The organism is Paenibacillus sp. FSL H7-0918 (genome assembly GCF_038007025.1).
GTDB classification, from domain to species: domain Bacteria; phylum Bacillota; class Bacilli; order Paenibacillales; family Paenibacillaceae; genus Paenibacillus_AQ; species Paenibacillus_AQ odorifer.
In genome coordinates this window covers 858,790-885,192 of the sequence record NZ_JBBOWJ010000001.1, presented here as the reverse complement: position 1 = coordinate 885,192, position 26,403 = coordinate 858,790, and the positions used below count along the sequence as shown (strand labels likewise).

The 26,403-nt window shown below is 45.0% G+C and carries 28 protein-coding genes and 1 riboswitch; of the genes, 21 read left to right on the top strand and 7 right to left on the bottom strand.

Annotated features, from left to right (window positions below; genetic code table 11):
* Positions 1-9: 9 nt before the first annotated feature.
* From MHI15_RS04220 to MHI15_RS04205, 4 genes are all read right to left on the bottom strand, one after another.
* On the bottom strand, positions 10-1,476 hold the full coding sequence (locus MHI15_RS04220; RefSeq protein ID WP_341164144.1) for a stalk domain-containing protein: 1,467 nt from the start codon (positions 1,474-1,476) through the stop codon (positions 10-12).
* Positions 1,477-1,496: 20 nt separating this feature from the next.
* A complete protein-coding gene (locus MHI15_RS04215) occupies positions 1,497-2,852 on the bottom strand; it encodes an MBOAT family O-acyltransferase (protein ID WP_341164143.1) in 1,356 nt (451 codons plus the stop codon).
* 151 nt (positions 2,853-3,003) lie between these two features.
* Positions 3,004-4,107: a sensor histidine kinase gene (locus MHI15_RS04210; protein ID WP_076184051.1), complete on the bottom strand. Its 1,104-nt coding sequence runs from the start codon at positions 4,105-4,107 to the stop codon at positions 3,004-3,006.
* On the bottom strand, positions 4,104-4,814 hold the full coding sequence (locus MHI15_RS04205; RefSeq protein ID WP_076219853.1) for a response regulator transcription factor: 711 nt from the start codon (positions 4,812-4,814) through the stop codon (positions 4,104-4,106). The genes MHI15_RS04210 and MHI15_RS04205 overlap by 4 nt, the downstream gene beginning before the upstream one ends.
* 418 nt (positions 4,815-5,232) lie before the next feature.
* Between MHI15_RS04205 and mscL the strand changes: the two genes are divergently transcribed.
* The 21 genes from mscL to MHI15_RS04100 all read left to right on the top strand — a co-directional run bounded on the left by mscL (position 5,233) and on the right by MHI15_RS04100 (position 24,352).
* Positions 5,233-5,628 (top strand): large-conductance mechanosensitive channel protein MscL, encoded by a 396-nt coding sequence (mscL, locus tag MHI15_RS04200; protein WP_076127447.1) that lies wholly within the window; start codon positions 5,233-5,235, stop codon positions 5,626-5,628.
* Positions 5,629-5,816: 188 nt separating this feature from the next.
* Positions 5,817-5,990: riboswitch (FMN riboswitch) on the top strand.
* A 219-nt stretch (positions 5,991-6,209) separates the two neighbouring features.
* Positions 6,210-7,310: a bifunctional diaminohydroxyphosphoribosylaminopyrimidine deaminase/5-amino-6-(5-phosphoribosylamino)uracil reductase RibD gene (ribD, locus tag MHI15_RS04195; RefSeq protein ID WP_076281426.1), complete on the top strand. Its 1,101-nt coding sequence runs from the start codon at positions 6,210-6,212 to the stop codon at positions 7,308-7,310.
* Positions 7,311-7,364: 54 nt separating this feature from the next.
* Positions 7,365-8,033 carry a riboflavin synthase gene (gene ribE / locus MHI15_RS04190; protein ID WP_076127451.1) on the top strand — a complete coding sequence of 223 codons (669 nt, stop codon included), beginning with the start codon at positions 7,365-7,367 and terminating at the stop codon, positions 8,031-8,033.
* 62 nt (positions 8,034-8,095) lie between these two features.
* On the top strand, positions 8,096-9,349 hold the full coding sequence (locus MHI15_RS04185) for a bifunctional 3,4-dihydroxy-2-butanone-4-phosphate synthase/GTP cyclohydrolase II (RefSeq protein ID WP_076127453.1): 1,254 nt from the start codon (positions 8,096-8,098) through the stop codon (positions 9,347-9,349).
* 36 nt (positions 9,350-9,385) lie between these two features.
* Entirely contained in the window at positions 9,386-9,853 is a 468-nt protein-coding gene (gene ribH / locus MHI15_RS04180) for a 6,7-dimethyl-8-ribityllumazine synthase (protein ID WP_036676377.1), read from the top strand.
* Between the two features lie 136 nt (positions 9,854-9,989).
* A complete protein-coding gene (locus MHI15_RS04175) occupies positions 9,990-10,781 on the top strand; it encodes a segregation and condensation protein A (RefSeq protein WP_036676147.1) in 792 nt (263 codons plus the stop codon).
* Positions 10,750-11,352 (top strand): SMC-Scp complex subunit ScpB, encoded by a 603-nt coding sequence (gene scpB, locus MHI15_RS04170; protein ID WP_076310293.1) that lies wholly within the window; start codon positions 10,750-10,752, stop codon positions 11,350-11,352. The genes MHI15_RS04175 and scpB overlap by 32 nt, the downstream gene beginning before the upstream one ends.
* A gap of 180 nt (positions 11,353-11,532) precedes the next feature.
* Complete coding sequence (locus tag MHI15_RS04165; protein ID WP_076127459.1) at positions 11,533-12,240, top strand: DUF2953 domain-containing protein; 708 nt, start codon at positions 11,533-11,535, stop codon at positions 12,238-12,240.
* 89 nt (positions 12,241-12,329) lie between these two features.
* The gene (ytfJ, locus tag MHI15_RS04160) at positions 12,330-12,818 is read left to right on the top strand and encodes a GerW family sporulation protein (protein ID WP_076127461.1); all 489 of its coding nucleotides are present in this window, start codon (positions 12,330-12,332) and stop codon (positions 12,816-12,818) included.
* Positions 12,819-13,061: 243 nt separating this feature from the next.
* Positions 13,062-14,267: a D-alanyl-D-alanine carboxypeptidase family protein gene (locus MHI15_RS04155; protein ID WP_076192224.1), complete on the top strand. Its 1,206-nt coding sequence runs from the start codon at positions 13,062-13,064 to the stop codon at positions 14,265-14,267.
* Positions 14,268-14,303: 36 nt separating this feature from the next.
* Positions 14,304-14,969, top strand: a complete 666-nt coding sequence (locus tag MHI15_RS04150; protein WP_076127464.1) for a nucleoside recognition domain-containing protein — start codon at positions 14,304-14,306, stop codon at positions 14,967-14,969.
* A 7-nt stretch (positions 14,970-14,976) separates the two neighbouring features.
* Positions 14,977-15,510 (top strand): spore maturation protein, encoded by a 534-nt coding sequence (locus MHI15_RS04145; RefSeq protein WP_036676158.1) that lies wholly within the window; start codon positions 14,977-14,979, stop codon positions 15,508-15,510.
* A 60-nt stretch (positions 15,511-15,570) separates the two neighbouring features.
* Positions 15,571-15,915 (top strand): N-acetylmuramoyl-L-alanine amidase, encoded by a 345-nt coding sequence (locus MHI15_RS04140; protein ID WP_076127466.1) that lies wholly within the window; start codon positions 15,571-15,573, stop codon positions 15,913-15,915.
* Positions 15,916-15,935: 20 nt separating this feature from the next.
* Positions 15,936-16,694, top strand: a complete 759-nt coding sequence (locus MHI15_RS04135) for a pseudouridine synthase (RefSeq protein ID WP_036676166.1) — start codon at positions 15,936-15,938, stop codon at positions 16,692-16,694.
* Positions 16,695-16,814: 120 nt separating this feature from the next.
* Positions 16,815-17,336: a redoxin domain-containing protein gene (locus tag MHI15_RS04130; RefSeq protein ID WP_038572444.1), complete on the top strand. Its 522-nt coding sequence runs from the start codon at positions 16,815-16,817 to the stop codon at positions 17,334-17,336.
* The gene (resB, locus tag MHI15_RS04125; RefSeq protein WP_076127467.1) at positions 17,336-19,021 is read left to right on the top strand and encodes a cytochrome c biogenesis protein ResB; all 1,686 of its coding nucleotides are present in this window, start codon (positions 17,336-17,338) and stop codon (positions 19,019-19,021) included. Before MHI15_RS04130 ends, resB begins: the two co-directional genes overlap by 1 nt.
* Positions 19,018-20,280: a cytochrome c biogenesis protein CcsA gene (ccsA, locus tag MHI15_RS04120; RefSeq protein WP_076127469.1), complete on the top strand. Its 1,263-nt coding sequence runs from the start codon at positions 19,018-19,020 to the stop codon at positions 20,278-20,280. The genes resB and ccsA overlap by 4 nt, the downstream gene beginning before the upstream one ends.
* 76 nt (positions 20,281-20,356) lie before the next feature.
* On the top strand, positions 20,357-21,073 hold the full coding sequence (locus tag MHI15_RS04115; RefSeq protein WP_036676174.1) for a response regulator transcription factor: 717 nt from the start codon (positions 20,357-20,359) through the stop codon (positions 21,071-21,073).
* Positions 21,074-22,510: an ATP-binding protein gene (locus MHI15_RS04110; RefSeq protein WP_076127471.1), complete on the top strand. Its 1,437-nt coding sequence runs from the start codon at positions 21,074-21,076 to the stop codon at positions 22,508-22,510.
* Between the two features lie 118 nt (positions 22,511-22,628).
* Positions 22,629-24,122 (top strand): glycerol kinase GlpK, encoded by a 1,494-nt coding sequence (gene glpK / locus MHI15_RS04105; RefSeq protein ID WP_076213562.1) that lies wholly within the window; start codon positions 22,629-22,631, stop codon positions 24,120-24,122.
* A 14-nt stretch (positions 24,123-24,136) separates the two neighbouring features.
* Positions 24,137-24,352 carry a DNA-binding protein gene (locus MHI15_RS04100; protein ID WP_076184031.1) on the top strand — a complete coding sequence of 72 codons (216 nt, stop codon included), beginning with the start codon at positions 24,137-24,139 and terminating at the stop codon, positions 24,350-24,352.
* A gap of 76 nt (positions 24,353-24,428) precedes the next feature.
* On the opposite strand, the gene MHI15_RS04095 is transcribed toward MHI15_RS04100, so the two are convergent.
* The 3 genes from MHI15_RS04095 to MHI15_RS04085 all read right to left on the bottom strand — a co-directional run bounded on the left by MHI15_RS04095 (position 24,429) and on the right by MHI15_RS04085 (position 26,400).
* Positions 24,429-25,421, bottom strand: coding sequence for a ketoacyl-ACP synthase III (locus MHI15_RS04095; RefSeq protein ID WP_341164142.1), 993 nt, complete (start codon positions 25,419-25,421; stop codon positions 24,429-24,431).
* Positions 25,422-25,475: 54 nt separating this feature from the next.
* The gene (locus MHI15_RS04090) at positions 25,476-25,919 is read right to left on the bottom strand and encodes a hypothetical protein (protein ID WP_248548483.1); all 444 of its coding nucleotides are present in this window, start codon (positions 25,917-25,919) and stop codon (positions 25,476-25,478) included.
* A gap of 112 nt (positions 25,920-26,031) precedes the next feature.
* Positions 26,032-26,400, bottom strand: coding sequence for a carboxymuconolactone decarboxylase family protein (locus tag MHI15_RS04085; protein ID WP_036676184.1), 369 nt, complete (start codon positions 26,398-26,400; stop codon positions 26,032-26,034).
* Positions 26,401-26,403 lie beyond the last annotated feature (3 nt).

The window sequence follows — 26,403 nt, the reverse complement described above, 5'->3', positions numbered from 1 at the left end:
GTACCGGCGTTATCTGAGGTTATACCGCAGCCATTCGCCTTCCTTTTCACTTGAGACATTCCAGCCGAGCTGTTCCGCAACAAAGGCTAGCGGGACTAAAACTTTTCCTCCTGCCAGTAGCGGCGCAACATCAATGGTGAGAGCTTTCCCGTTCACGAGTGCTTTGACACTGCCCACAGTCATAGTAACGGTGTTCTCGGCGGAAGTAAGCGATACAGTTTTAGTGGCCGCATCCCACGTTATGGATGCACCCAGGGCTGTCCCGATATCTTTGGCGGGCAGCCATAATTCTTTATTTCCTTGCACTAAACGGATGTTAAGTGCTAGTGGTAATCCATTTACTTTTACACTGCTGCGATAAACTTTTCCGTTATTATCCATAACGGCGCTTTCCGCCTGTGATTCCAGCGAGCTATTAAGCGCCTTTATGTTGCTGGAAGTTACCCGATATTTGGAATTGTCCTGTCCGATAGCTTCTGCTATCCACGTGTTAACCTCACCATTATGATGGCTTAAATCCTTATAGAGGTCTAGGTTGAATGTCCAATCCGCTTCGGCTTGGAAATCGTATAGCTTCACATTTGGAAACTGTTCAAATTGCTCGAATATCCATTGCCGCATGACAAGCTGATTGTTAAAGCGAACGGGATTGCTGGCAGACCAAGCGACCTGACGCATAACGCTGTAGGGTGGGTAGTAGAAATAAAACTGGACATCGGGATATTCCTCCAGCAGAGGACGGATATACGTATTAAAATAGCCCTTTACTTGCTCAATGCTTTCCTCGTTAGTACCGTAATCCAGCTCCTTGTCACAAGCCATTAGGTAAGATTCTGCAACGTATTGCTTGCCAAACACTACTTTGTTATTCCAGTTGTATAAATATTCCAAATTCTGTTTAGCTTCACCACTCAGGTTGTTTTTGATGCTGCTTATAAATTGTTTATATACAGATGAATTGAACCAGTATTTGTAGTCGGTCCATAGTTTGCCGTCATACAGATAGTCAGGGAAATCTTCCTCATCTTCGGCTGTGGCGAGTTTCAAAGAGAAATAATCCAAACCCCAGAGCACTTGTTTTACTTTGCCTGTCTCCAAGGCAAGTTTGGCAATTTTATAATGCTCATCGACTGTGGATCCTTCCATAGATAACTTTAAGGTTGTCCCACCTAAGCTGGCATCTACTTGAGAGGGAAGAAAGTTCTCTGTCATAGACGTGCCGATGATAATGTTGTCGTAGTCGTAATTTTTAGCTAAACCCGGATTCTGATAACGTTCTTCTTCTGACAAGAGTGGGGTATACCACGATGGACGGTGATAGAATTGTAATGGGTCGATAAAAGCAGTAATCAGCGCCGTTAGAAGCGCTAACAAGCTAAAACATAGCAGGAAATAACCTATGAAACGTTTCGATTTAGTATGAATCCCGGGGGATTTACGTGGGTTGTTATTATTCTGAAGCCGTGATGCAAGCATCATCATTCCTCCTTACAGTTCTAGAAGTTAAAGTATAAAAAGGTTGTAATTCGGTTGAAGAATAACAGCGAGAACATAATGATAAATGCCATCACAAATGCTGTTTTCCAGCTATACTGAAAATTACGTTTGTTCAACAGATGAAGGGGATTCCAGAGAATGATCGTCATTAAGATGAGAATCAGGATGATTGCCCATTTAAGCGATCCAATAGATTGCATAGATACCCCGTTAAGTCCACTCATCCCTTTCAACAAACGAAATGCCTGCGATATATGTTCTGCACGGAAAAATACCCAAGTGATGTTCACAAATATGAAAGTCAGCAACCATGATAACCATTTGGGAAGGGAGAAACCCCAGCGTCCCCAACATTTCTCTACAGCTTGTCCTACTCCATGCAAGAGCCCCCACAGGATGAATAGCCAACCTGCACCGTGCCAGAAACCACCGAGCAGAAAAGTAATAATGACATTTCGGATCGAAATCCAGAAGCTTTTCCGGTTGCCGCCTAGTGGAATGTAGATATAATCTCTAAGAAAATGGCTGAGCGTAATATGCCAGCGTCTCCAGAAATCGCGGATGCTTATGGCTCGGTAGGGTTCATTGAAATTTTGCGGCAGATGGATGTTGAACAGCAGTGCTATTCCAATCGCCATATCGGTATAGCCGCTGAAATCATAGTAGATTTGTAAGGTATAGGAAAGGATAGCCACCCATGAATCTACAAAATATGTTGCCGCTGCAAAACCGTTATCAGCATAACCAGCTAGGGTATCCGCTAGGATGACTTTTTTTCCTAATCCGATGCTGAAGAAGAGGGTCCCCTTCCGTATGTTGTTCCAATTCCAAACCTTATTTCGCAGTTTATCGAATTGGGGCATCATATCCTTGTGATGAAGGATAGGACCGGAGATCAGATGCGGGAAAAAAGTCACAAATAGCGTGTAATTCAAAAGATTGTACTCACGCGCTTGGTTCCGGTAAACATCAACGAGGTAGGCGATTTGTGTAAAGGTAAAGAAACTTATGCCTAAAGGCAATATAAGATGGTGCAAAGAAAGGTTGCTTGCGGTCACCTCATTCCAATTTTCTATAAAAAAATCCGTGTATTTGTAATAGCCCAGTAATAGAATATTTGTGCTTAAGCTAAAGATTAGCAGCGGCCGGCGACGCTTAGCTGTTGTGGTATGAATGAAATGGCTCATAACATAGTTAAATAAGATGGATATCAAGATTAGAGGGACATATTTTATGTTCCAATACCCGTAAAAAACTAAAGAGGCGAGGGTAAGCCATACCTTAGCACAGAGTGTGAGACGAAGACGATTCAGAATAAAATATCCGGCCAGCACGATAGGCAGAAAACCAAACATAAAGGGATACGAATTAAATAGCATAACAACAATCCTCACTTATAGCAGATTTAGTATGAAATCACTATAAGTCAGAGATCTTAAGGCTTTATGTTATGAATTCTTATCATTTTCTTAATGGTTGAGATTGTACAAAAAATCCCCGCAAGCATCATTCGCTCACAGGGAAAGAGGTTTCAAATTCAGTTTGTTTGCGTGTGCTTTTGGCTGTAATGGTTCCGCCGTGAAGCTCTGCAATACTCTTGGCTATGGCGAGCCCTAAGCCACTTCCGCCTGTCTCTCGGGAGCGGGATTTATCGACACGATAAAAGCGTTTAAATAAGTGGGGGAGGTCGGATGCAGGGATAGGAGTACCGTAATTCGTACATAGAGCAACTATTCTATCGTCTTTTCTAACAACAGAAATGTCTAGAATTTTTCCTTCCTTTCCGTATCTTACGGCATTGGTAAATAGGTTCTCATACAATCGCACCAGCTCGTCCGCATCTCCGTTGATAATCAGAGGAGCTGTATCCGTATGAATGCGGTAGGTCATATCTGCTTGTTCCAGTACGGGTGCAAATTCTTCAATCAGCTGTTCGAGCAGCTTGCCGAGATCTACAGGCTCAATATTTAGCGGTAATCCGCTGCTGCTGACGCGAGTGTATTCAAATAAATCGTCGATTAGCTTTTTAAGAGTCAAAGATTTCTCATAGGCAATATTCACATAATAACGCAGCTCAACCTCGTTTTTATAACGATCCTTCTCCACATATTCAAGGAATCCGAGAACAGAGGTTAGTGGGGTTCGGAGGTCATGGGACACACCTGTGATTAGGTCGTTTTTGGCTTTTGCAGCGGCTCGTTCTTCCTCTATAGCAGATTTTAGCTTGCCAGCCATAGTGTTCATATTTTCAGCGAGCTTTCCGAGTTCATCCGTACCTGTTACCGGCACCTTGAAAGACAAATTGCCATCCGCAATGGCCTGAACTCCGCTAGTAATGTTATGAAGATTCTTAGTTGTATTTCTGGACAGCTTTAGGATGAAAAAAATAAATAAAGGAATCCCTATAAGAATCACAACTGGCGTTGATCCAATGGTATTGATCACCCAGAGAATGAGTCTGACTCCCCAAAAGGAGCGTGAAGGATTTAACCACAGCAATAGTGAAGTGCCATAATAGCCGCCCATTAAGATTAAAGCGGTGAGTGCTAGGCTCGTTAAGCTGAAGCCAACTATTTTCCAGGATAGGGTATCGAATCGTTTAAAGTTCAACTAGAAGGACCTCCTTTTTCCAGTTTGTAGCCAACGCCCCATACCGTTTTTAAGTATTGTGGTTTACGCGGATTTTCTTCTATTTTTTCTCTGATTTTACGAATATGCACCATAAGTGTATTGTTGCTTTCCAGGAATTGTTCTTTCCATACTTTGGCGTAGATCTGCTCCATGCTTAGGACTTGTCCCTTATTACGGGCGAGCAGCTCTAGAATCGCAAATTCTCGCGGGGTAAGCTTAACTGGGTGATCATCCACACTTACTTCATGCGTAACCGAATTAATAACCAAGCCATCAATGATGATTTCATCCTGTTTGGCGTTTAGATCTGCCATGTAATTTCGAGTTCTGCGCAGCTGGGATTTAACACGGGCAACTAACTCCAGCGGACTAAAAGGTTTCGTAACATAATCATCTGCACCTACGCTTAGTCCGGTGATTTTATCAAGTTCCTGCCCTTTAGCAGATAACATGATGATCGGAAATTTTTGCGTTTCACGAATTTTAATACAAGCCTCAATGCCGTCCATATTAGGCATCATGATATCAAGAACCATGAGGTCTATAATCTCTCTATTGATAATTTCGAGTGCTTCCAGCCCGTCTTTGGCAGTTAACAGCCGGTAACCCTCGTTCTCCAGATAGATCTGCATTAGTTTAATAATCTCGGCTTCGTCGTCCACCAATAGCAGCGTTGCGTTGTGCATTTCTCAGCGTCCTTTCTTGCTTGTAAAGCGCAATTCTTGCTATAAGAAGTATACAACATTTTCTTGTTTGGAAGCCTCATTTGAAGACCAGTGAAGGCAAAGATACTGTATAGCAGCTAATAAATTAGTGGAATAAAAGACCAAATCCGCCACAGCATTATGCCAGTTTGGTTTTTCCTTTTAGTTTGCTCTGATCGCTGTACCTCAATCCATGTGTTGATTTGTAGATAATACATTTTCAGCCATGGCTCTATCATGTAAGAAATAATTCTTAAACTTTATTTAACAGGAAACTTCTTAACAGCGGTGGCAGATAAAAGTAAAGGGAAACTTAATAGTTTCTTAACAAGTCTTAAGAAATAGGAAGCTACTATGCTATAATAATTTCAAATTATATATGTTGGGGGTTATTTGGTATATGTGGAAAGAATTTAAAGCTTTTGCCTTAAAAGGAAATGTTCTTGATTTAGCGGTTGCGGTCATTATTGGAGCTGCATTCGGAAAGATTGTAACTTCATTAGTAAATGACATTATTATGCCAATTGCAGGTTTGCTTACGGGTGGTATAGATTTAAAGGACCGGGTGCTTGAAGTCACTACGGACCTGAAAATACCTTACGGACTATTTTTACAATCGGTTGTTGATTTCTTTATTATTTCCTTCTCTATCTTTCTGGTGATTAAGCTCGCCAATAAATTTCAGCGCAAAGAAGCCGTTAAAGTTGAAGTGGTAGAGACTCCAGCACCTGCAGAGGATATCGTGCTGCTTACGGAAATTCGTGATCTTTTGAAACAACAAGAACGTGGTTTGTAATCCTGAAATATAACCAAGAAGCGCCAGGAGTCCTTGTCCTGGCGCTTCTTGGTTTCCTTTTATAAACTCAGTACAATCTATAATCTAGTTACAAATTTTAAGTAAATATAATAAACGCACTTGCATTTCGCTGGTGTAAGTGATAATTTTGTTAGTAAGGAAAACTTGAATCTCAATTAAATAAAGGATCAATCCTTCAGGGCAGGGTGTAATTCCCTACCGGCGGTGATGCTGTTGTAGAAATAACTTATTCAGTTTATCTACAGTGCTCAGTCCGCTACCCGGCTCGCGTTGTTGACGCGAACGGTGGACCTGGTGAAATTCCGGGACCGACAGTATAGTCTGGATGGAAGAAGGAGAGGTTAACCGCTTGTCTGCAATGGACTGGCGGACCGCAGTGTTTTCATATAATCATGTGCGATATTTCACAATACCCGTCAATTGACGGCTATTTAAGCACACTTTTATTTGGACTGCCGATGAACTCTCGCATAACCCATCTTGAACTCCTCCTGGAGAATGAGATGGGTTTTTCTGTTTTTTTTAGCTTAAGAATTGACAGCAGTGGATAGGAGGAAGAGATGGACAACATGAATGATGAGTTTTATATGTCGCTAGCACTGGACATGGCCGAACGTGCCCAAGGACAGACGGGAATTAACCCTGTTGTTGGCTGCGTTGTGGTGAAGAATGGAGCAATGATTGGACTCGGAACTCATTTACAGCGAGGTACGGGGCATGCCGAGGTGCACGCCTTGAATATGGCAGCTGGGCAGGCACAGGGCAGTACGGCATATGTCACACTAGAACCGTGCAGCCATTATGGAAAAACTCCACCTTGCAGCCAAAGGCTGATCGATGAAGGGGTAGCTAGGGTTGTAGTTGCTTGTGAAGACCCCAACCCCCAGGTGGCAGGAAGAGGAATCCAAATGCTGCGTGACCAAGGGATTGAGGTCGAAGTCGGTTTGTTGCGTGATCGCGCGCTTCGATTAAATGAGCGTTTTATCAAATATATTTTGACAAAACAACCTTTTGTTACGCTGAAGAGTGCAAGTACACTTGATGGCAATCTAGCTACCAAATCTGGTGACAGTAAATGGATTTCGAATGGGGAAGCGCGGGAGATCGTACATACGCTGCGGCATCGGCATCAGGGTATCATGGTCGGTGTGAATACAGTGATTGCTGATAATCCCTCTCTGACAACAAGAACAGAAGTGCCTGGCATTAACCCGACGCGGATCATCATTGATTCCGGGCTACGTATTCCTCTGGATTCGGCAGTTGTATGTGATGGTCTAGCGCCTACACTTATTGTAACAACCGATGCTGCAGATCCTGCTAAAAAGGCTGCACTGCTGGAAGCAGGCATTCAAATCGTTGTGTGCGGAGCAGGTCCAAGAGTGGATCTGAAGGCGGCCATGATATCTCTTGGCGAAATGGAGATAGGCTCTATTTTACTGGAAGGCGGGGGGACGCTGAATGGCGCGATGCTGGAGAGTGGGCTAGTGGATCGTGTGATTCTTTTCTTCGCTCCAAAAATTGTCGGCGGTGGTGCAGAAGCGAAAGGGACTTTCGTATTTCCGGGTGTAGAGCTGATGAAGGATGCGATCTCACTTGAAGGATTGGAAGTAAAAGTGCTAGGAGATAATGTATGTATCAGCGGTACTCCGGTACGCTAACAAAAGCTATGCAAGAAGTTAATTTAGGAAGTAATGCTTTTTAGGAGGGATATCATGTTCACCGGATTAATTGAAGAGGTTGGTGTTTTGCGCAGTGTCTCCGCCGGTGGGGAAATGATGGTGCTGAATATTGCCGCTTCGGTCATCATGGATGATCTAAAAATCGGTGACAGTGTGTCCGTCAATGGGGTTTGTCTCACTGCGACAACTTTGGGCGATCATTCCTTTACAGTGGATGTAATGCCGCAGACCTACCGGAATAGCAATCTGAAGGAGCTGAAGCCCGGCAGCCGGATGAATCTGGAACGAGCGATGGCAGCCGGCGGGCGTTTTGGAGGGCATATTGTTCAAGGACATGTTGATGGCACTGCCATTATTAAAAGTGTAAAACGTGATCAGAATGCTGTTGTATTCGAGATTGCACCGGATCGTAAATCACTATTTAAATATATTATCCCCAAGGGATCGATCACGATCGACGGCATTAGTTTAACTGTAGTGAAGACTACAGCCACATCGCTTGCAGTGTCCATTATTCCGCATACGTTAGGGGAAACAGTTCTGACGCACAAACGGGCTGGGGATAGTGTAAATATCGAGTGTGATGTACTTGGCAAATATGTAGATCATTTATTGCATTATGGCTCAGCCGCCCAAGATGAGGAAGGCGAGAGCCGCTCCGGGATTAGTCATGATTTTTTGGCGGCGAACGGGTTTGTTTAAATAAAGAGTTTGCTTACGAAGAAGGGAATAATCTTTCGTAAAGCTTTTAGGAGGATAGGATCATGAGCGAGCAATCGAAAAAGGAAAGTGTCTTGGATCCGATTGAAGAAGCAATATATGACTTAATGCGCGGTAAAGTCATCATTGTAGTGGATGATGAAGATCGTGAGAATGAAGGGGATTTTATAGCCCTTGCTGAACGTGCGACACCAGAGGTCATCAATTTTATGATTACTGAGGGACGTGGATTGGTTTGTATGCCTATTACCCAAGAGCGTGCGGCAGAACTTGAACTGCAAGCTATGGTAACCCACAATACCGATAATCACGGTACGGCTTTTACCGTATCTGTTGACCATAAAGATACAACCACTGGGATCTCTGCGGGGGAAAGATCTTTGACCGTTAAAGCCATGATCGATCCAAAAGCGAAACCTGCTGATTTCCGCAGACCGGGGCATATGTTCCCGCTGATTGCGAAAAAAGGTGGCGTTCTGCGCCGCTCCGGACATACGGAGGCTGCTGTTGATCTAGCGCGGATGTGTGGCGCTTATCCAGCCAGTGTCATTTGCGAGATTATCAAGGAAGATGGCTCAATGGCCCGCTTACCTGATCTAATCGAAATAGCCCGCAAGCATGATCTTAAGCTGATCAGTATCAAGGATCTTATTCATTATCGCAACGAAAAAGAACAACTCGTCACACGCGAAGTGTCTGTACGACTTCCTACCGATTTTGGAGATTTCCAGACCATTGCTTATACAAATGAAGTGGATGATAAAGAGCATGTAGCTTTGGTAAAAGGCGATATTTCCGGCGATGAGCCAGTGCTTGTACGTGTACATTCCGAATGCCTGACTGGTGATGTATTCCACTCCCATCGCTGTGATTGCGGCCCGCAATTTGAAGCTGCACTGCGGCAGATCGAAACTGCCGGTAGGGGCGTGTTACTCTATATGCGCCAAGAAGGCAGAGGCATTGGCCTTATCAATAAGCTTCGGGCTTACAAGCTGCAAGAGGAAGGTCTTGACACTGTAGATGCGAATCTAAAGCTTGGTTTTCCAGCAGATCTGCGTGACTATGGAATTGGAGCACAGATTCTGAAGGATCTGGGTGTGCGCCAAATCCGTCTGCTCACGAACAACCCGCGTAAGATCAAAGGGCTGGAGGGTTATGGGTTGGAAGTCGTTGAGCGCGTGCCGATACAAATGCCGGAGAACAAGGACAACACCAATTATCTCCACACGAAGCAAGCGAAGCTTGGACATATGCTGTCTTTTGACGATATTGAACAAAATGAGGATTCGAAAGCTTAAACATACATTATAAAAAACGAAGGGTAGATGATGGATATGCCGAAATATTTAGAAGGACACTTAGTTTCTGAGGGGTTAAAATACGGAGTTGTTGTAGGACGTTTTAATGAATTTATTACCAGCAAGCTTTTGTCAGGTGCACTTGATGCCTTTAAACGCCATGGTGTTGGTGATGATGAAGTGGATGTTGCTTGGGTTCCAGGGGTATTTGAAATTCCGTTGATCGCGCAAAAAATGGCTGAAAGCGGCAAATACGACGCTGTAATCACCTTAGGAACGGTTATCCGTGGTTCCACTACACACTATGATTATGTATGTAATGAAGTTGCCAAAGGAGTAGCCGCTATCAATCTTAAGACCGGCGTGCCGACCATTTTTGGCGTAGTCACTACTGAAAATATTGAACAGGCCATCGAGCGTTCAGGAACCAAAGCAGGCAATAAAGGCTGGGATGCTGCGACTGCTGCGATTGAAATGGCGAATCTTAACAAACTGTTTAAGTAAGTCAGCTATTGACGAATCAGTCGAATTCGTGCTTATTTATAGTATAAGAAGAAAGCATGGATTATAAGAGCCCTTTCTACTTGTGTAGCGTCCAGACGGGCGCTGCACTTTACTTTTTTTGGCGGGAGGATGCTTCGTGACTGTATTGTACAAGCTGGAGACGTTTGAAGGTCCGCTGGATCTGCTCTTGCATTTAATTGATAAGGCGGAAATCGACATCCAGGACATTCCGGTCGCCGAGATCACCGAACAGTATATGGAATACCTGCGTAGCATGCAGGAGCTTGAATTGGATATTACGAGTGAATTTCTCGTGATGGCCGCTACCCTTTTATCTATAAAGAGCAAGCTATTGCTGCCCAAACCACCGGTCATTGAGATCGATGATTTTGAATATTACGAAGAGGATGAATTTGATCCACGAGCTGAACTTGTTCAGCGACTGATTGAGTATCGTAAGTTCAAGAGTATTGCTGTACATTTAATGGATATGGAGAGCGAGCGGAGCTTGATTTTTACGAAGGAGCCTGAGGATTTGGGTCCATTCGTGCCAGAAGAGATTGATCAAACGCTAAAAGGACTACATACTTCAGACTTAATAGCCGCTTTTCGTAAAGCGCTAAGTAAGGCTGCCAGAAGGTCTTCTTACCAGCGGATCACCCGGGATGAAATATCGGTAAAAGATCGTATACGTGATGTATCAGATGCGCTGCAGCGCAGAGGAACAGGCGGTAAGCTGCATTTCTCGGCACTGCTTCACGATGAAATGGCACGGCACGAAATCGTAGTTACTTTTCTTGCGATTCTGGAACTGATGAAAATGAAGGCGATTTTTTGCTACCAAGAGAAATTGTTTGATGACATCGTAATGGAGTGGAGAGGAGGAGAACACTTCAATGGATTACAAAACGCTGAAATCGATTATTGAAGGCCTGCTGTTTCTATCAGGGGATGAAGGAATCTCCGTACGCCAAGTGGCTGAAATTACGGAACAGCGCCCAGAGCTTGCGGCTGGAGCATTAGAGGAACTAAAAGAAGATTATGTAGCACAGGAGCGGGGCTTACAGGTAGTGCAAATTGCCGGGAATTATCGGCTGGCTACATTGCCTGATCATGCCCACTATTTTGAGCGTCTGGCCTATTCACCATCCAGATCAACCTTGTCTCAGGCTGCCTTAGAGACTCTCGCAATCGTGGCTTATCGCCAACCGATTACGCGGGTGGAGATTGAAGAGATCCGGGGTGTGAAGTCGGAACGCGCAATTCATACGCTGAATAACAAGGATTTGATTCATGAGGTTGGTCGTGCGGAAGCGGTAGGCCGGCCAATTTTGTACGGGACGACTAAATCCTTCTTGGAGAGCTTTGGTCTTGCCAGTCTAAAGGATCTGCCGGAACCAACAAATTTTGAGTCCACGGATAATTTGGAAGAAGAGACACAGCTATTGTTCAATAAGCTGGATACTCAAATGACTTTTGAGGATGTCGAGCAGCCTTAGTTCGTACGAGAACGCTAATAATTGTATTGAAGGGACTGCCCTTAAACCATTTATGTGGTTTGGGACAGTCCCTATTTTATTTAAGCTCATATTTTTTATGCAAACCCCGAATTTTTTCCAGCTTAAATTGCCATACTAAACCAAAGGTTCCCATTATTAAGGTTTCTTGGAGGTAAATACGTGACGTTATGGCTTGCAATTCCCCTTGTTTTGCTTGTACTGGCACTGATCTTGGTCCTGTCTTCATCTATCGATTTCCGCATACGGTGTTATAAACATGGAAAAAATGACCTGCTCGAATTAGATGTTACCTCTCTTTTTGGTTTGATAAAGCTTCACTATGAACTTCCCCAATTGGTCTTTAAGGGATTGGAGCAGGGTGTGTGGGGAAAGTTTAAAGAGACAGGGACTGCGACGACAGGTGTAGATACCGTAAAAGAAGAGATATTTGATAAAGAAAGAGTAATGCACTGGCGCGCCAATGTTAACCAAGCTGTGAAATCTACACGCGGCTTGAAGGAATGGTTAAAAGAGACTGTAGCTCATGTCAAAATATCAAAGCTCGATTGGTCCACCGATTTCTCTCTTGGTGATGCAGCAGACACTGCGACCGCATCGGGAGCGGTTTGGGGCCTGAAATGGAGTATTGTTGGTTTTATTTCGCAGTGGGTGAAATTGCAGCAGCATCCTCGAATTTTTGTTAAGCCTGTTTTTGAAGATGAGCTTTGTTTTGCAATGGAGTTTGTCTGTAAGGGGAAAATGTCAGTCGGCTATACTTTGTATGCCTTAATGCGGCTATCTCGGCGTGTCTTGCGTGAAAAAGGCGGGATCGGCCATTGGAGAAATCTGCTGAAACAGATGCGTCAGGAGCCACACGGGAAAGTTTAAAATGAAAGTTACATACAAATGGGCGGATGTGGGGATGATATACGCTGTAGAAGAAAGAGAAATCGTACTCAATTAAAGGAGGAAACAATATGAGCGACCATCCTATTCAAGGCCTAATGCAAACAGCGATGGAAAATATCAAGGGTATGGTAGATGTGAATACCATTGTCGGTGATCCAGTACAAACCCCTGACGGCAGCATTATCCTGCCTATCAGTAAAGTTGCCTTTGGATTTGCTGCTGGTGGTAGTGATTATCGAGTAGAAGATTCTATAAGTGGTTCAAGCTCCCAAGGTGGAGTCAAAATGCTTCCATTTGGTGGAGGTAGCGGGGGAGGCGTCTCCATTCGACCGATCGCTTTTTTAGTGGTAGGTAAGGATGGAGTGAATATTGTCCCTCTGGACAATCAAACTCACCTATTCGAAAAAATCATCGATGCAACACCAGGGCTCATCGACAAAATTCAAACGATGTTCCAAACCGGCAATGCTGCAGCTCAAACGCCGCCAACACCTGCCACACCGGCAGCAGCACCTGTTAAAACCGATCCAAGTACATCTCAATCTTCAACTCATTAGGTACACATAATTCTACAAATAGCCTCGGGGATATCGCCATACACAGGCGGTGTCCCTTTTTTGACGTGTCAGAAAGTATATTTTGATCCCCGCAAATTACCTGAGAATGTATCGAAGCAAAGCCTCACGTTGTGGGGATATTTTGTGTGGAACATCCCAAGGAGTGGACATACCCTAAGGCTGGTCCGCATACACTTGTACAACATAAACACTTTTACTTAAGATCCGATAAGAAGCCGGAGGATGAACATGAAGACAATAACCCGTAAATGGCCATTCGCCTTAATATTGTGCCTTTCGCTGCTGCTTCTGGCGCCGCTATCTTCAATTCAGGCCGAGAACAGCTCTATCTCTACACATGCAAGAGCAGCGGCACTGATTGATGTGGAATCTGGGCGTATTTTGTACAGCAGCCGTGGGGATGAGCCTATGCTTATTGCCAGCTTGACCAAAATTATGACCGCCCTCGTCGCCATTGAGAATGGTGATTTAGCCTCTAAAGTCAAAGTAGGAAAAAATGCCTATGCGAAAGAAGGCTCTTCTATTTACTTGCAGCAGGGAGAAGAGATGACGCTGGAAAATATGCTGTATGGCCTGATGCTGCGCTCAGGGAATGATGCAGCAACGGCGATCGCTGAGCATATCGGTGGTTCTGAGGAAGGTTTTGTATACCTTATGAACGCTAAGGCTGAGGAGCTAGGGCTAACCCATACTCATTTTGCTAATCCCCATGGTCTTGACGCTGAAGGGCATTATTCAAGTGCTAACGACTTGGCTGTTCTGACCGCTTATGCTCTTCATAATCCTGTATTTAAAGAAATTGTGAAGACGCAGGAGAAAACTGCAGACAATCCAAATGAGAAATGGGATTACAAATGGAGAAACAAAAATAAGATGCTGTATTTATACGAGGGAGCGGACGGTGTAAAGACAGGTTATACCAAAAAAGCACTGCGCTGCCTTGTCAGCTCTGCCACCAGAAACGGCCAGCAGCTTGTCGCAGTTACTATAAATGACGGCGATGACTGGAATGATCATGCTTCCCTGTTAAACTTCGGGTTTAATCACTATCCGCTCAAAACACTGATCGAACGTGGTGATGCCGTGACGGGCTATAACTTTGTAACCTCCAAAACCTTTGCTTATCCACTTGGACAAGGTGAACAAAATAGAGTGATCACGAAACTTGTTTTAAATCAGAAGGAAAGTGCTTCAGCCGAAGCTACACGAGCGAATTTTGGATTGCAAGGGGCGCTTGTGCTGGAGCTGGGCGGAAAAGAAATAGGTCGCGTGCCGGTGTATACTCCTGAGAACCTGCCTCCTGAGCAATCTGCTTATATGAAAAAGTACAGTCCAACACTAGCACAGGCTTATCCGGCAAATAATTGGTTCCAGGCGCTGGGCAGTGCACTGAAGGCTCTATTTGAAATGGGAGCGAGTTCGAAATAAGAAAATGGGCTGATGAATGAAGAAGGAGGCGTATCCATGATTAACGGGATTTGGCTAGGAATGATCATCATCGGTTTTCTGTTCGCCGCCGTTAACGGCAGAATGGATGAGTTTACAGCCGCCGTATTCGACGGAGCCAAGAGTGGGGTAACGGTAAGTTTTGGCTTAATCAGTGTGCTTGTGTTCTGGCTTGGGATTATGAAGATAGCAGAAGATGCAGGTTTGCTTAAAAAGATTGCCAAGGTGCTTGGCCCTGTCGTAGCTTTTTTATTCCCTGATGTGCCGAAAGGGCATCCTGCCATAGGATATATTCTCTCCAATATGAGTGCTAATCTGCTCGGACTAGGCAATGCCGCAACGCCAATGGGCATCAAGGCGATGCAGGAGCTGCAAAAGCTCAACCCTGATAAAGAGACCGCGACACCAGCCATGTGTACTCTTCTAGCGCTTAACACAGCAAGCATTACGCTTATCCCGGCCACACTGATTGCCATCCGGTTAAACTATGGTTCAGCCGATCCCGCAGGCATAGTAGGTACAACACTTGCAGCAACGGCCGTGGCTACACTTGCAGCGATTGCGGCAGACCGGTTTTTCCGAAGGTTGACTTTATTGCGCAAACCGCCGAAGCCCCCTTCAGCAAAGTCCGGGGTTCCTCCTTTGGCGAAGACAACACTCCCTAATTCCTCATTGAAAGGGTGAACGTGATTTGTACCAGTTTATCAGTCTCATATCGGCATGGGCGATTCCGGTCATGATCACGTTCATCCCGCTCTATGCTTTTACGCGCAAAGTGCCAGTCTACGAATCCTTTGTTGAAGGTGCGAAAGATGGGTTTGGCACGGCCATTGCGATTATTCCCCATCTTGTGGGGATGCTGGTTGCGATCAGCGTTTTTCGCGCTTCCGGTGCGCTGGATTTTTTTATGGGCTTCATATCCCCAGCCCTGCGGGGGCTTGGTGTTCCGGCAGAAGTATTGCCGCTTGGTCTTCTGCGGCCGCTTACGGGGACTGGGTCGCTTGCTTACACTACGGATCTAATCCGTGTGCATGGCCCGGATTCTTTAATTGGTATGATTGCTTCCACCATACAGGGGAGCACAGATACTACGCTTTATGTTTTGACCGTTTACTTTGGAGCTGTAGGCGTACGGAATGGCCGTTATGCGCTTAAGGTTGGCCTGTTCTCCGATGTTGTCGGCTTTGTCGCCGCGATCGCTGTGTGTTTGCTATTATTTGGATAGTCACCCCATTGCCCCCCTGAACATATGCTATTGCAGCAATGTGGAGGGGGGCATTCCGCAATGAACTATAAAGGTTTTATTCTGCATCATTCTAGCTGCACATCCATTAACGGTAAAGGTTTTGACTTCTGGGTAGGAGTGGATGGCGCAATTTATGCAGCACCGCTACTGACAGATCCGGAGTATATTCATATTTGTTTGGAAGGTGATTTTGGTAAGAAAGTGGGCGATCCTCCAATATCCGGAAGGCAGGAGCAGCTTTTTGCAACGGCTAAACTCGTTTTAGAATTAGTAGAACGCTACCAAATCTCCCCTTTAATCATCGAACCCCACAATAATTCCTGCCCAGGAGCATTTTTTCCTTGGAATGAACTTGTGATTTATCCCTCTGATGGTTATCATTGATCTGAGGTGACTAGTCGAATATGGAAAGATTACAGAAAATTTTGGCGCAGGCCGGTGTGGCGTCCAGACGCAAGTGTGAAGAAATGATTTTGGCCGGTAAAGTGGAAGTCAACGGGGAACTCGTAACTACGCTTGGCACGAAGGTGGACCCCGCAACAGATATTATTAAAGTTTCCGGTAGACTGATCCGGGGCGAGAACAAAATCTATATTATGTTCAACAAACCTAAGGGAGTAATCACAAGCGCTTCCGATCCAAAGGGTCGTAAGGTTGTAACTGACTACCTAAAAGGAATTACTGAACGGGTTTACCCTGTAGGCCGGCTCGATTACGATACGGAAGGTTTGCTGCTGCTGACGAATGATGGGGACTTTGCTAACTTGCTGACTCATCCGAAGCATCATGTACCTAAGACGTATCATGCTACGGTCAAGGGTATACCGCATGGCACTGCATTGGACAAGCTGAAAGCTGGCATCAAGCTGGAAGATGGCATGACAGCGCCTGCGGAAGTAGAGTACAAGGATATTGATGAGGCAAATAAGGAAGCGGTTATCAGCATCACGATTCACGAGGGACGTAACCGTCAGGTACGACGCATGTTTGATGCGATTTCACACCCCGTACTCCGTCTGAAACGGATTTCATTCGGGGATATTATGCTGCAAAATCTCAAACGTGGCTCTTACCGTCATTTGACCAAGGATGAAATTAACCATCTGCAGCAAATTGCCAAAGCAGGATTGCTTAAAGAAAGAACTCCACGTAAAGAGTCATAAAGACACAGAATATTCACAATTAAACCCCCTAAAGCTGTGACGAAATTCGCTATAATGTTCATAGGATGTTCACACCTTACAACATAAGTATGAGTTGCGTCACAGAAGGGGGCTTTACGTGTGGGTAAAGCAAGAAAACCAATTCAAATCGTGATTCTGTTTCTAATTGTTATAGTGGGCGGTTATGCCATCGGTTCCTCTGTATTTGGGGGAAGCGGCAAACCAGAGGAAGGGAGCAAAGCACCTTCCTTTGATTTGCTTGGGCTTGACGGTCTGGCTCATACCCTAGACGAATATAAGGGCAAGACTATTGTGCTTAATTTCTGGGGCTCTTGGTGTGCACCTTGTGTCAAAGAAATGCCGGCTCTCCAAGCGCAATGGGAGAAATGGAAGGACAAAGACGTAGTGGTCTTAGGCATTAATGTGGGCGAAGACCGGATGACTGTCGAGAATTTTGTGAAGCAGGTAAACATCGATTTTCCGATTTTGATGGACACTGGACGTGATGCTGTACGAAGTTATGGTATTTCTCCGCTGCCAACTACCTTATTCATTAATTCCAAGGGTAAAATTGACAACATTCATATCGGCCAGCTTGATTTGAATTCACTTGATGATCAAATTGGGAAGCTGGTGGATTGATGAGTGAACGCGAGGCATTTATAACCAATACCAAATGTGAATGTGGTCACCAGAACCCTGTAGGTACTGTTTTATGCGAAGCATGCGGGAAGCCGTTGGGGAAGGAATCAGACTGGGGCGAGAATTTGGAAATGCGTTACGATGGCGTAGCTCGCCGATCTCAGCGCGTTAACCCGGGGATTATTGATCGGGTGTGGAACTTTTTCTCTTCCGTCAAAATAGCGATCTATCTGATCGTGTTGACACTTATAGGCTCTATGCTGGGGACGATTTTCCCGCAGGAGAGTACTTTTCTTAATATTGATGCCTCAGTTTATTACAAGCAAGAGTACGGAACAGCCGGATATATTTATCACAAACTTGGACTTTCACATACATACGAATCCTGGTGGTTTGTAACTCTACTCGTAATGATCGGCGCTTCACTTGTGATCTGTAGCTTGGATCGAGTACTTCCGCTCTATAAGGCCTTAACCAGACAAAAGATTCGGAAACATCGTCAGTTCTTAACTCGGCAAAAAGCTGTGTTAGTGACTGAAGTACAAGAGGAACCAGAAGCTTGGGTAGCCCGGGTAATTCAGCCTATGCGTAAAAAGGGCTATCGCGTGAAGACGGATGGAGGGGCTCTGCTGGCAGAGAAACATCGCTTCAGCCGCTGGGGACCTTATGTAATACATATTGGCTTAATTATTTTTTTACTTGCTGTATTAGCAAGAGGATTGCCGGGACTGAACATGGATCAGCATCTTGCTTTCCCGCAAGGGGAGATCACACAGATTCCGGACACCACCTATTATTTGAAAAATGAGAAATTTACCGTGGAGTTTTATACGGAGGAAGAGATGCCTGAGGAATTTCGCGGCAAAAAAATACTTCCAAAGCTATTCCAGACCCAAGCTGTGCTTTATGAATGCACCGCGGATTGTGGAGACCCTTCGAAGGAACCGCAGCTATCCGAGGTGACGAAACATGATATCCAAGTAAATTCACCTTTGGATTATAAAGGATTGAAAGCGTATCAGTTTGATTATGATCTGACCCCTGTGCTGCGTTCGGTACAGCCTGAGCTTAAGAATTCCACCACTGGCGAGGCGTACGGCAAATTTAAGCTGGACATGAAGAACCCTCAGCGGGCAATTCAGGCGGGTCCTTATACTTTAACTTTGAAAGAAAAGTATATGGATTTTGGTCTAAATGAGGAGGGCCAGCCGATTTCCAAATCACCTTATCCGAATGCACCTGCTTTTTTGTTCCTGATACAAGGTCCGGATCTCCCGGCGGAAGGGCAGCAGTATTTCTATTTTCCTAAACAGGTGGATAAGGCGCAGTTTCAACAGGCTGCCATTAACGATAAGCTTGGCGGGAGCAATAGATTTCTTGAGCTTGAAGTGGACAACATGAGCGACGTTGATTTTTCGGAATCGACTACTTACTTGAATATACGTATTGATCGTGCAATGCCGTTTGTATGGCTAGGTGCAGCAATCGTGATGCTGGGTTTAGTGCTTGGCTTCTACTGGCAGCATAGACGTATCTGGCTTACCGTTGCTAACGGGGAGCTTATCCTCGGAGGACATACGAACAAGAACTGGTTCGGGTTCCGCCGTGAGATCGTTTCTATTTTAGAAAAAGTAGATCTGGTAGTCGATGAAAAATCATTAGATAATGGAGGAGGCCTTTCATGAGCTTGCTCGACATCAGCAGCGCTGTCTTTATTGCCGCATTTTTATTATACAGCGGTTCGTTTATGTTATTCACTATCGCCATCATGGGTCGCAAGTGGTCAGGCCGCAAGCCGGAGGAACATACCGCACGTTGGGGCAAAATTGCTTTTATTTTCTCTTCAATAGGTCTTATCTTTCATCTTATTTATTTCTTTACACGCTGGGCGGGCTCAGGGCATATTCCGGTCAGCAACATGTATGAGTTCATGACTTTTTTATCGATGATGGTGATGGTTGCCTTTACTGTGATGTACGCTATTTATCGTAAGGTAATCTTGGGTCTTTTTGCAGTTCCAATCAGTATTATTGTGATGGCTTATGCCGCAGTATTTCCACAGGAAGTACAGCCGCTGATTCCATCTCTTCAATCGAACTACTTAAAGATTCACGTAACACTGGCTGCACTAGGTGAATCCTTCTTCGCAGTAGGGTTTGCGGCGGGACTGATGTATCTGCTGCGAACAGTCAATTTTTCCAGTAAAGAGAAGGCGGATCGCAAGCAACAGAGGCTGGTCGAATTTACTCTCTTTTCAATCATTGTTATAATTGGGTTTCTGGGTTCTGTTTTTGCATTCCGCGGAGCAGGCTATGAAACTGTTTTTGTCCGTACGAACGTTACGATTGACAGCCCCGGGCAGGAAAATAGTACAATAGAGAAAGTGAGTTATCGAATGCCGCCGATTGTGGCACCTCACAATAGCGAAATTGAGAGCTTCCAGTCGTTTCTTGGCATAAAAGAACCACTCTTTGAGGCACCATCTTGGATGAATGGTGTAAATGCTGGACGGAAGTTTAATACTGTAATTTGGTCACTCCTTTCGGGATTAATCCTCTACGGAGTTCTTCGCTTGATCGTACGTAAACCGCTGGGTACTGCTTTACACCCAGTGATGGACGGAATTGATGAGGGCGATCTAGATGAGATTACGTATAGGGCGATAGCCATTGGCTTTCCTATTTTCACATTAGGCGCTTTGATCTTTGCAATGATATGGGCGCAAATCGCTTGGGGAAGATTCTGGGGATGGGATCCTAAGGAAGTCTGGGCGCTTGTCACTTGGCTCTTCTATAGCGCTTATCTTCATTTACGTTTGGCTCGTGGATGGCAAGGAAGAAAATCTGCCTGGCTGGCTGTGCTTGGCTTCCTGGTCGTAATGTTTACTCTGGTTGGCGTTAATTTAGTCATCGCCGGACTTCATTCTTACGCGGGGACGGACTGAGCATAGTTTACCTGTTAACGTTGCACAATGGTTTAAAGGTTACGTTCTACTGTATTGATGAAGGGGTTGTAGTGAAATGGCAGATCATTTAAACAGAATTCTGGTAGTGGATGATGAGGAACGCATTCGCCGCCTGCTAAAGATGTATCTTGAAAAAGAAGGTTATGAAATCGATGAAGCGGAAGACGGAGAAATCGCTCTTCGTAAAGCAACAGCAAATGACTACGGTCTAATTTTGCTGGATGTTATGCTGCCTGGCATCGATGGGATGGAAGTGCTGACAAGACTCAGAGGAGTGAAGTCAACACCGGTCTTAATGCTTACAGCTAAAGGCGAAGAGATCAACCGTGTCCAAGGCTTTGAGATGGGCGCAGACGATTATGTTGTGAAGCCCTTCAGTCCACGTGAAGTCATTTACCGGGTGAAGGCTATTATGCGCCGTTCTTCGGCAACTGCTTTCTTGTCCAAGGAGAGCAATTCCAGCAATAACATTGTATTTACTCATCTTATTATTGAACATGATGCTCACCGTGTGACTGCTGGTGGTGAAGAAGTAAGTTTGACACCTAAAGAATATGAACTTCTGCATTATTTGGCTATTTCGCCTGATAAAGTATTTTCTCGTGAAGAACTGCTTAAGGATGTCTGGAATTATGAATTTTTCGGAGATTTGCGTACTGTAGATACTCACGTAAAACGTCTTCGTGAAAAACTGAATAAAGTATCACCGGAATCTGCAGCGATGATTACGACCGTATGGGGCGTAGGCTACAAACTAGAGGTACCTAAATAAGTGAACTTCTGGAGAAGTCTTGTCGGCAAACTGTGGGTTACGATCATCTGCCTGGTCGCTGTCGTGCTTATTACCTTGGGGTTATTTTTGCTTCCCTACATAGACAGTAACTTTGCCAATTCCGGAGATATCAAACGTTTATTTATGTATACTTGTATGATCGGATTTTCTTTGACGACATTTTTTGCATTGTTTTTGTTTACCAAAATTACTCAGCCGATGCAGCGTGTCATTGAAGCTGCGAATAACATTCGCCGGGGTGAATACGGAACAAGGCTTACGCTTGTCACAAGTGATGAAATTGGCCAGTTGGCTACTTCCTTTAACCACATGGCTGAGGAGCTTGAAGAGAACATTCGCAGTCTGCATCATGAGAAGGGGCATCTGTCTAGCGTACTGCGCAGTATGAGCGATGCTGTGATCACCTTTGACATTGAAGGGCAGATTATTTTGACCAATCCGCATGGCCAAGCTCTGCTAGAGAGCTGGAGCGATTTGCAGTGGGAACATGCGAGTGATGCTGAGCTCCATCCCGAAACGGCTGAGAGCAGTGTTCCTCCTCCCCTGCGTCCTTTATTTTTAAGCACCTTGAAGCAAGGTGGCGATGACCGCTCCAATGTACATGTACGGCAGGGCGTCTGGTCTGTTCATATGGCACCGTTATATTCTGAAGGCAGCATCCGGGGAGTAGTTGCTGTACTGCGGGATGTGACGGAAGAGGTGCGTCTGGAAAAGATGCGCAGAGACTTCGTAGCTAATGTCTCCCATGAAATCCGCACGCCATTGTCGATGATGCAAGGGTACAGTGAGGCTTTATTGGACGGGATGGCTTCATCCCCCGAAGAAAGCAGTGAGCTGATCCAGGTCATTCATGACGAATCACTGCGTATGGGGCGTCTGGTTAAGGATTTGCTTGATCTTGCCCGAATGGAAGCCGGACATACGGATATGATGAAAGCTCAGGTGGACATGAACGAACTGCTGGAACGAGTCTACCGTAAATTTTCTGTACGTGCGAAAGAGCGCGATATCCATCTTCACTTACAACAAGAGAGTGATATTGCTGTTCTGAAGGCGGCGGATGAGGATAAACTGGAACAAGTCTTAACCAATTTACTCGATAATGCTTTTCGCCACACACAGGGTGGCAAAAAAATCACGGTTCATACAGGAACTTGTGTATTAGAAGGCCGTCGTTATCTTGAGATTAAAATTCAGGATGAAGGGGTTGGAATTCCACCAGAGGATCTGCCGTATATATTTGACCGCTTCTACAAAGCTGATAAGGCGCGTGTACGGGGAGAATCAGGTGGAACGGGACTTGGGCTTGCGATTGTTAAAAATATTGTAGAGTCGCATCACGGGACCATCTCAGCTTCAAGCAAACTAGGCGAAAGTACAACCTTTACGCTAAGACTTCCTGTCGAAAAACAGTAATTCCAAACACAATGTGTGATAGCGCCTCTGACAGCAGAGGTGCTTTTTGTTGAAACAAACACATTAATCTTGTTCATCGTGGAACATATCTTGTAGGTTTTGCTTGGGAGGGCATAGAATGATTTTATCTTTAGACCAAGGTACTACCAGCTCACGAGCCATATTGTTCGATACGGAGGCTAAATGGGTCTCACAAGGTCAATATGAAGTTAAACAATCCTTCCCCCATCCAGGCTGGGTAGAGCATGACCCTGAGCAAATCTGGGCGTCACAGCTCGCAGCGGCAAGAGATGCGATTGCGCGGGGTGGCATAGCAGTTGAGGAGATCTCTGCCATCGGAATAACCAATCAGAGAGAAACAGCTTTAATCTGGGATAAAATAACGGGCAAACCGATATACCCTGCGATTGTGTGGCAGGACAGGCGTACTGCAGAGCAATGTGAAGAACTTAAAAGTAAAGGGCTGGAGCAAGTTATTGCGAGCAAGACGGGCCTTGTTGTAGATGCTTATTTCTCAGCTACCAAAATCTCCTGGATACTGGATCATGTGGATGGCGCCCGAGAGCGGGCGAATCGAGGGGAACTTCTAGCGGGGACGATCGACAGCTGGTTAATTTGGAGACTTACTTGCGGAGCCGTACATGTCACGGATGTTACCAATGCCTCACGTACGATGCTGTTTAATCTTCATGAACGGTGCTGGGATGAAGAGCTAATGGAAGAGCTTCGTATTCCGCGTGCCATCCTGCCAGAAGTAAGAATGTCTGGCGGCGAATTTGGAGTAGCAGACAAACAGTGGTTCGGGGCGGACATTCCAATTCGCTCTGTACTTGGAGATCAACAGGCCGCATTGTTTGGACATACTTGTCTAGAACCCGGCAGTGCCAAAAACACCTATGGTACAGGCTGTTTTATTCTAATGAACACAGGCACAGAAGCTGTAGCCTCCAGTCATGGCTTGTTGACCACTGTAGCTTGGGGTATGGGAGATGAACTCTATTATGCCCTAGAGGGCAGTGTGTTCGTGGCCGGAGCGGCTGTTCAGTGGCTGCAGGAGGGTCTTGGTCTTATAGAGGAGCCAGCAGGCTCAGAAGATAAAGCACGGGAAGTAGAGGACAGTGAAGGGGTTATCGTTGTGCCTGCGTTTACCGGACTCGGGGCACCCTATTGGGATATGTATGCCCGTGGAGCCATATTTGGCCTTACTAGAGGCACTACCTCAGGACATCTGGTACGAGCTACATTGGAGTCCTTAGCCTTTCAATCTAGAGATGTAATAGGAGCTATGGAAAAAGACGCAGGCATGCCATTGACCGGCCTTCGTGTGGATGGCGGAGCTGTGCGTAACGATTTGCTGATGCAATTCCAGTCTGATATCCTGGGCAGTGAGGTTACTAGAACAACCTATGCGGAGACAACAGCTTTGGGTGCGGCGCTTCTGGCCGGGTTAACTTCCGGAGTCTGGACACGTGCCCAGCTAGAGAGCTTCAACAAGGCTGAGAGGGTCTTCTCGCCTGAGATGGGTATAACTGAGCGGGAAGGTCGTTACAACGCCTGGAAGGACGCTGTAGCGCGTACCATGGGTTGGGAGAAGCATGAAGGATATCAGTGATAAAGGGGCTGTATATGTCTATGGTTAACGGAACCGAATCTGATCTGCCGGGCGGACTATCTAAGCCGGCGCTTCGAGCCCTGCATGGGGCTGGATATGTTCAGCTTCAACAATTCAGCAAGCTTACTGAAGCAGAGCTTCTGCAGCTACATGGATTGGGGCCAAAGGCGATCGTCCTATTACGGAGTGCTCTCGCGGAAAAGGGGCTCACCTTTGCGAGTAAGTCCTGATGTTGCGTTCATATTTATATTAAAAAGCAGCAAGCTTAGGTGAATCCCTAGCTTGCCGCTTTTTGTTATACAGCTCCTAATATTCAATAACAAATGCTACATTTTGCCAACCGGCGCCCACTGTCCAGAACAGGACTTTATCACCACGTTCGATCTTTCCAGTAGTTACAGCTTTATGTAGAGCAATAAATGGGCTGCTGGTAGAGGTATATCCGAATTCATCCCCTATGTATACCGCTACATTGCGATCAATGCCGACTTTCTCACACATCTCTAAGATATTAGGCAATGAAAACTGTGAGAAGCAGGCTGCTTTAATGGCTTCAGGCGCGATATTGTTGTTAGACAGTAGAGTACGAATAGACTCAGAAGCAGCATCTATACAAATGGAATTATCAAAAGGAATAAACTTCACATTAAACTCTCCAGCCGCTACACCTTGTTTACCCAGTTTAGCCAGGCCTGCGCACGGGAACTTGGAATTATCGCAAACACAAGGATCCGTTTGGTAGATAGAGTCAATGAAACCGACCACATCCTCAGCTTGTTCAAGAATGACTGCCGCCGCTGCATCACCGAAGTTAGCGTAATAGACTGGATCATTCTTATCGGCATGAGGGGTTACATAATCGGAGCCGATGACCAACGCTCGTTTAATCCTAGGATTCGCTTGCATCTGACGGCTAACCTGTTCCACAGAAGCCGTCATACCCGCACAATTAGCATTACTGTCAATGCAGATCGTATGGGATGCGCCTTTGATCAAACGGTGAATCATTAATGAGTTGGTAGGAAAGATATACTCAGGAGTTTGAATTGCATAGGCAATAAGGTCGATATCGGCACCTGTGAGACCACTTTTCTCCAGAACATTCCTGGCAGCCTCAAAAGCCATCGTAAGGGAATTCTCATCCGCATCCTTAATACTATACCGTGTAATACGACCTAATGCGGATAATAGACCTCGAATATCAATGCCTTTTTCGTCAAAATGCTTAATGAAAAAGTCGTTACCAACTATATTGCTGGGATGATAGATATCAATGCCTTTAATACGAATTCCGGTCATAATACGCCTCCAGGAAAGCAGTAAAATGTGGCCTACATATTAAGATTCAAAGATCTAGACTGTAACCGCAGAAATGATCTCGATGTTATCGAGTCCAGCTTTACGGCCAAGACGGGAAAGCTGCATTTTGAGGATCGGGTTATTTTCAAGCGTTAGATTTACTTTTACAAATCCATCATTCTTAAACATTACAAAGCAGCTTTCTAAAAGAGGTACAACATCTGGTGCAGTTACATTTAGCTTTCTGCAGTCGATTTTTAGTTCATAGTCAGCTGGAGTAATTGGATTGATAGTTTGTTGATAAGCTTGAATAGATTTTAGACCATCTTCTTCAGAAAATGTTCCATCTAACTCAATGTTAATAACCTTGTTTGTAGTGTCTGTCTTCAAAACGAAACTTCCCATGCCTAAATCTCTCCCATAGATTGAATTTGTCCAAAACAGTTCGACTGCAATATCCAGCCATGTATATCCATTTAGCTGTTTTATAAAAGTCAAAATTCGACACTATACAGCAAGTAATGGGATATTCCGACTCTATTATAGGCATATTTTTCAAGTGTATGCAATAATAAAGTCGAATTTTGTATATTGTTGTCGAACTGTTGGGTTATTGGATTTCTTCTATGGTTGCAAGCAGGATATTAAAAGCTGTGATGATTCTAGGTGCCCCTATAACGGGTACTAAGTGTAATAGAATACCTTTAAGCTGTTCTACGGTAACTCCAACACGAAGGGCCATGACATAATGAACGCCCAACTGTTCGAATTGACCCATTGAAATTAAAGATGAAATGACTGCGATTTCCTTCCAGTCAGGGGCTATAGTATTACGTTGAAAAATATCGCCATAGGCATTCCCCATAATAAATTCAGCCAAGTCAGGGAAGTGGTCTTTAATTGGAGCTAGTGCTTTTGCGCCATAGTCTCCTGATAGATTCGTGAAGTGGTTGAGACCACTGTTGATATTTTCCTTCATGGT

Excerpts from the sequence above, each read along its gene's own strand:
- ribE (WP_076127451.1), top strand. The coding sequence starts at position 7,365 with ATGTTCACCGGATTAATTGAAGAGGTTGGTGTTTTGCGCAGTGTCTCC.
- MHI15_RS04085 (WP_036676184.1), bottom strand. The coding sequence starts at position 26,400 with ATGAAGGAAAATATCAACAGTGGTCTCAACCACTTCACGAATCTATCA.
- MHI15_RS04115 (WP_036676174.1), top strand. The coding sequence starts at position 20,357 with ATGGCAGATCATTTAAACAGAATTCTGGTAGTGGATGATGAGGAACGC.
- MHI15_RS04150 (WP_076127464.1), top strand. The coding sequence starts at position 14,304 with ATGATTAACGGGATTTGGCTAGGAATGATCATCATCGGTTTTCTGTTC.
- MHI15_RS04140 (WP_076127466.1), top strand. The coding sequence starts at position 15,571 with ATGAACTATAAAGGTTTTATTCTGCATCATTCTAGCTGCACATCCATT.
- ribH (WP_036676377.1), top strand. The coding sequence starts at position 9,386 with ATGCCGAAATATTTAGAAGGACACTTAGTTTCTGAGGGGTTAAAATAC.
- resB (WP_076127467.1), top strand. The coding sequence starts at position 17,336 with ATGAGTGAACGCGAGGCATTTATAACCAATACCAAATGTGAATGTGGT.
- MHI15_RS04185 (WP_076127453.1), top strand. The coding sequence starts at position 8,096 with ATGAGCGAGCAATCGAAAAAGGAAAGTGTCTTGGATCCGATTGAAGAA.
- MHI15_RS04215 (WP_341164143.1), bottom strand. The coding sequence starts at position 2,852 with ATGTTTGGTTTTCTGCCTATCGTGCTGGCCGGATATTTTATTCTGAAT.
- scpB (WP_076310293.1), top strand. The coding sequence starts at position 10,750 with ATGGATTACAAAACGCTGAAATCGATTATTGAAGGCCTGCTGTTTCTA.
- MHI15_RS04155 (WP_076192224.1), top strand. The coding sequence starts at position 13,062 with ATGAACATGAAGACAATAACCCGTAAATGGCCATTCGCCTTAATATTG.
- ribD (WP_076281426.1), top strand. The coding sequence starts at position 6,210 with ATGGACAACATGAATGATGAGTTTTATATGTCGCTAGCACTGGACATG.
- MHI15_RS04135 (WP_036676166.1), top strand. The coding sequence starts at position 15,936 with ATGGAAAGATTACAGAAAATTTTGGCGCAGGCCGGTGTGGCGTCCAGA.
- MHI15_RS04095 (WP_341164142.1), bottom strand. The coding sequence starts at position 25,421 with ATGACCGGAATTCGTATTAAAGGCATTGATATCTATCATCCCAGCAAT.
- MHI15_RS04220 (WP_341164144.1), bottom strand. The coding sequence starts at position 1,476 with ATGCTTGCATCACGGCTTCAGAATAATAACAACCCACGTAAATCCCCC.
- MHI15_RS04100 (WP_076184031.1), top strand. The coding sequence starts at position 24,137 with ATGTCTATGGTTAACGGAACCGAATCTGATCTGCCGGGCGGACTATCT.
- ccsA (WP_076127469.1), top strand. The coding sequence starts at position 19,018 with ATGAGCTTGCTCGACATCAGCAGCGCTGTCTTTATTGCCGCATTTTTA.
- ytfJ (WP_076127461.1), top strand. The coding sequence starts at position 12,330 with ATGAGCGACCATCCTATTCAAGGCCTAATGCAAACAGCGATGGAAAAT.
- glpK (WP_076213562.1), top strand. The coding sequence starts at position 22,629 with ATGATTTTATCTTTAGACCAAGGTACTACCAGCTCACGAGCCATATTG.
- mscL (WP_076127447.1), top strand. The coding sequence starts at position 5,233 with ATGTGGAAAGAATTTAAAGCTTTTGCCTTAAAAGGAAATGTTCTTGAT.
- MHI15_RS04205 (WP_076219853.1), bottom strand. The coding sequence starts at position 4,814 with ATGCACAACGCAACGCTGCTATTGGTGGACGACGAAGCCGAGATTATT.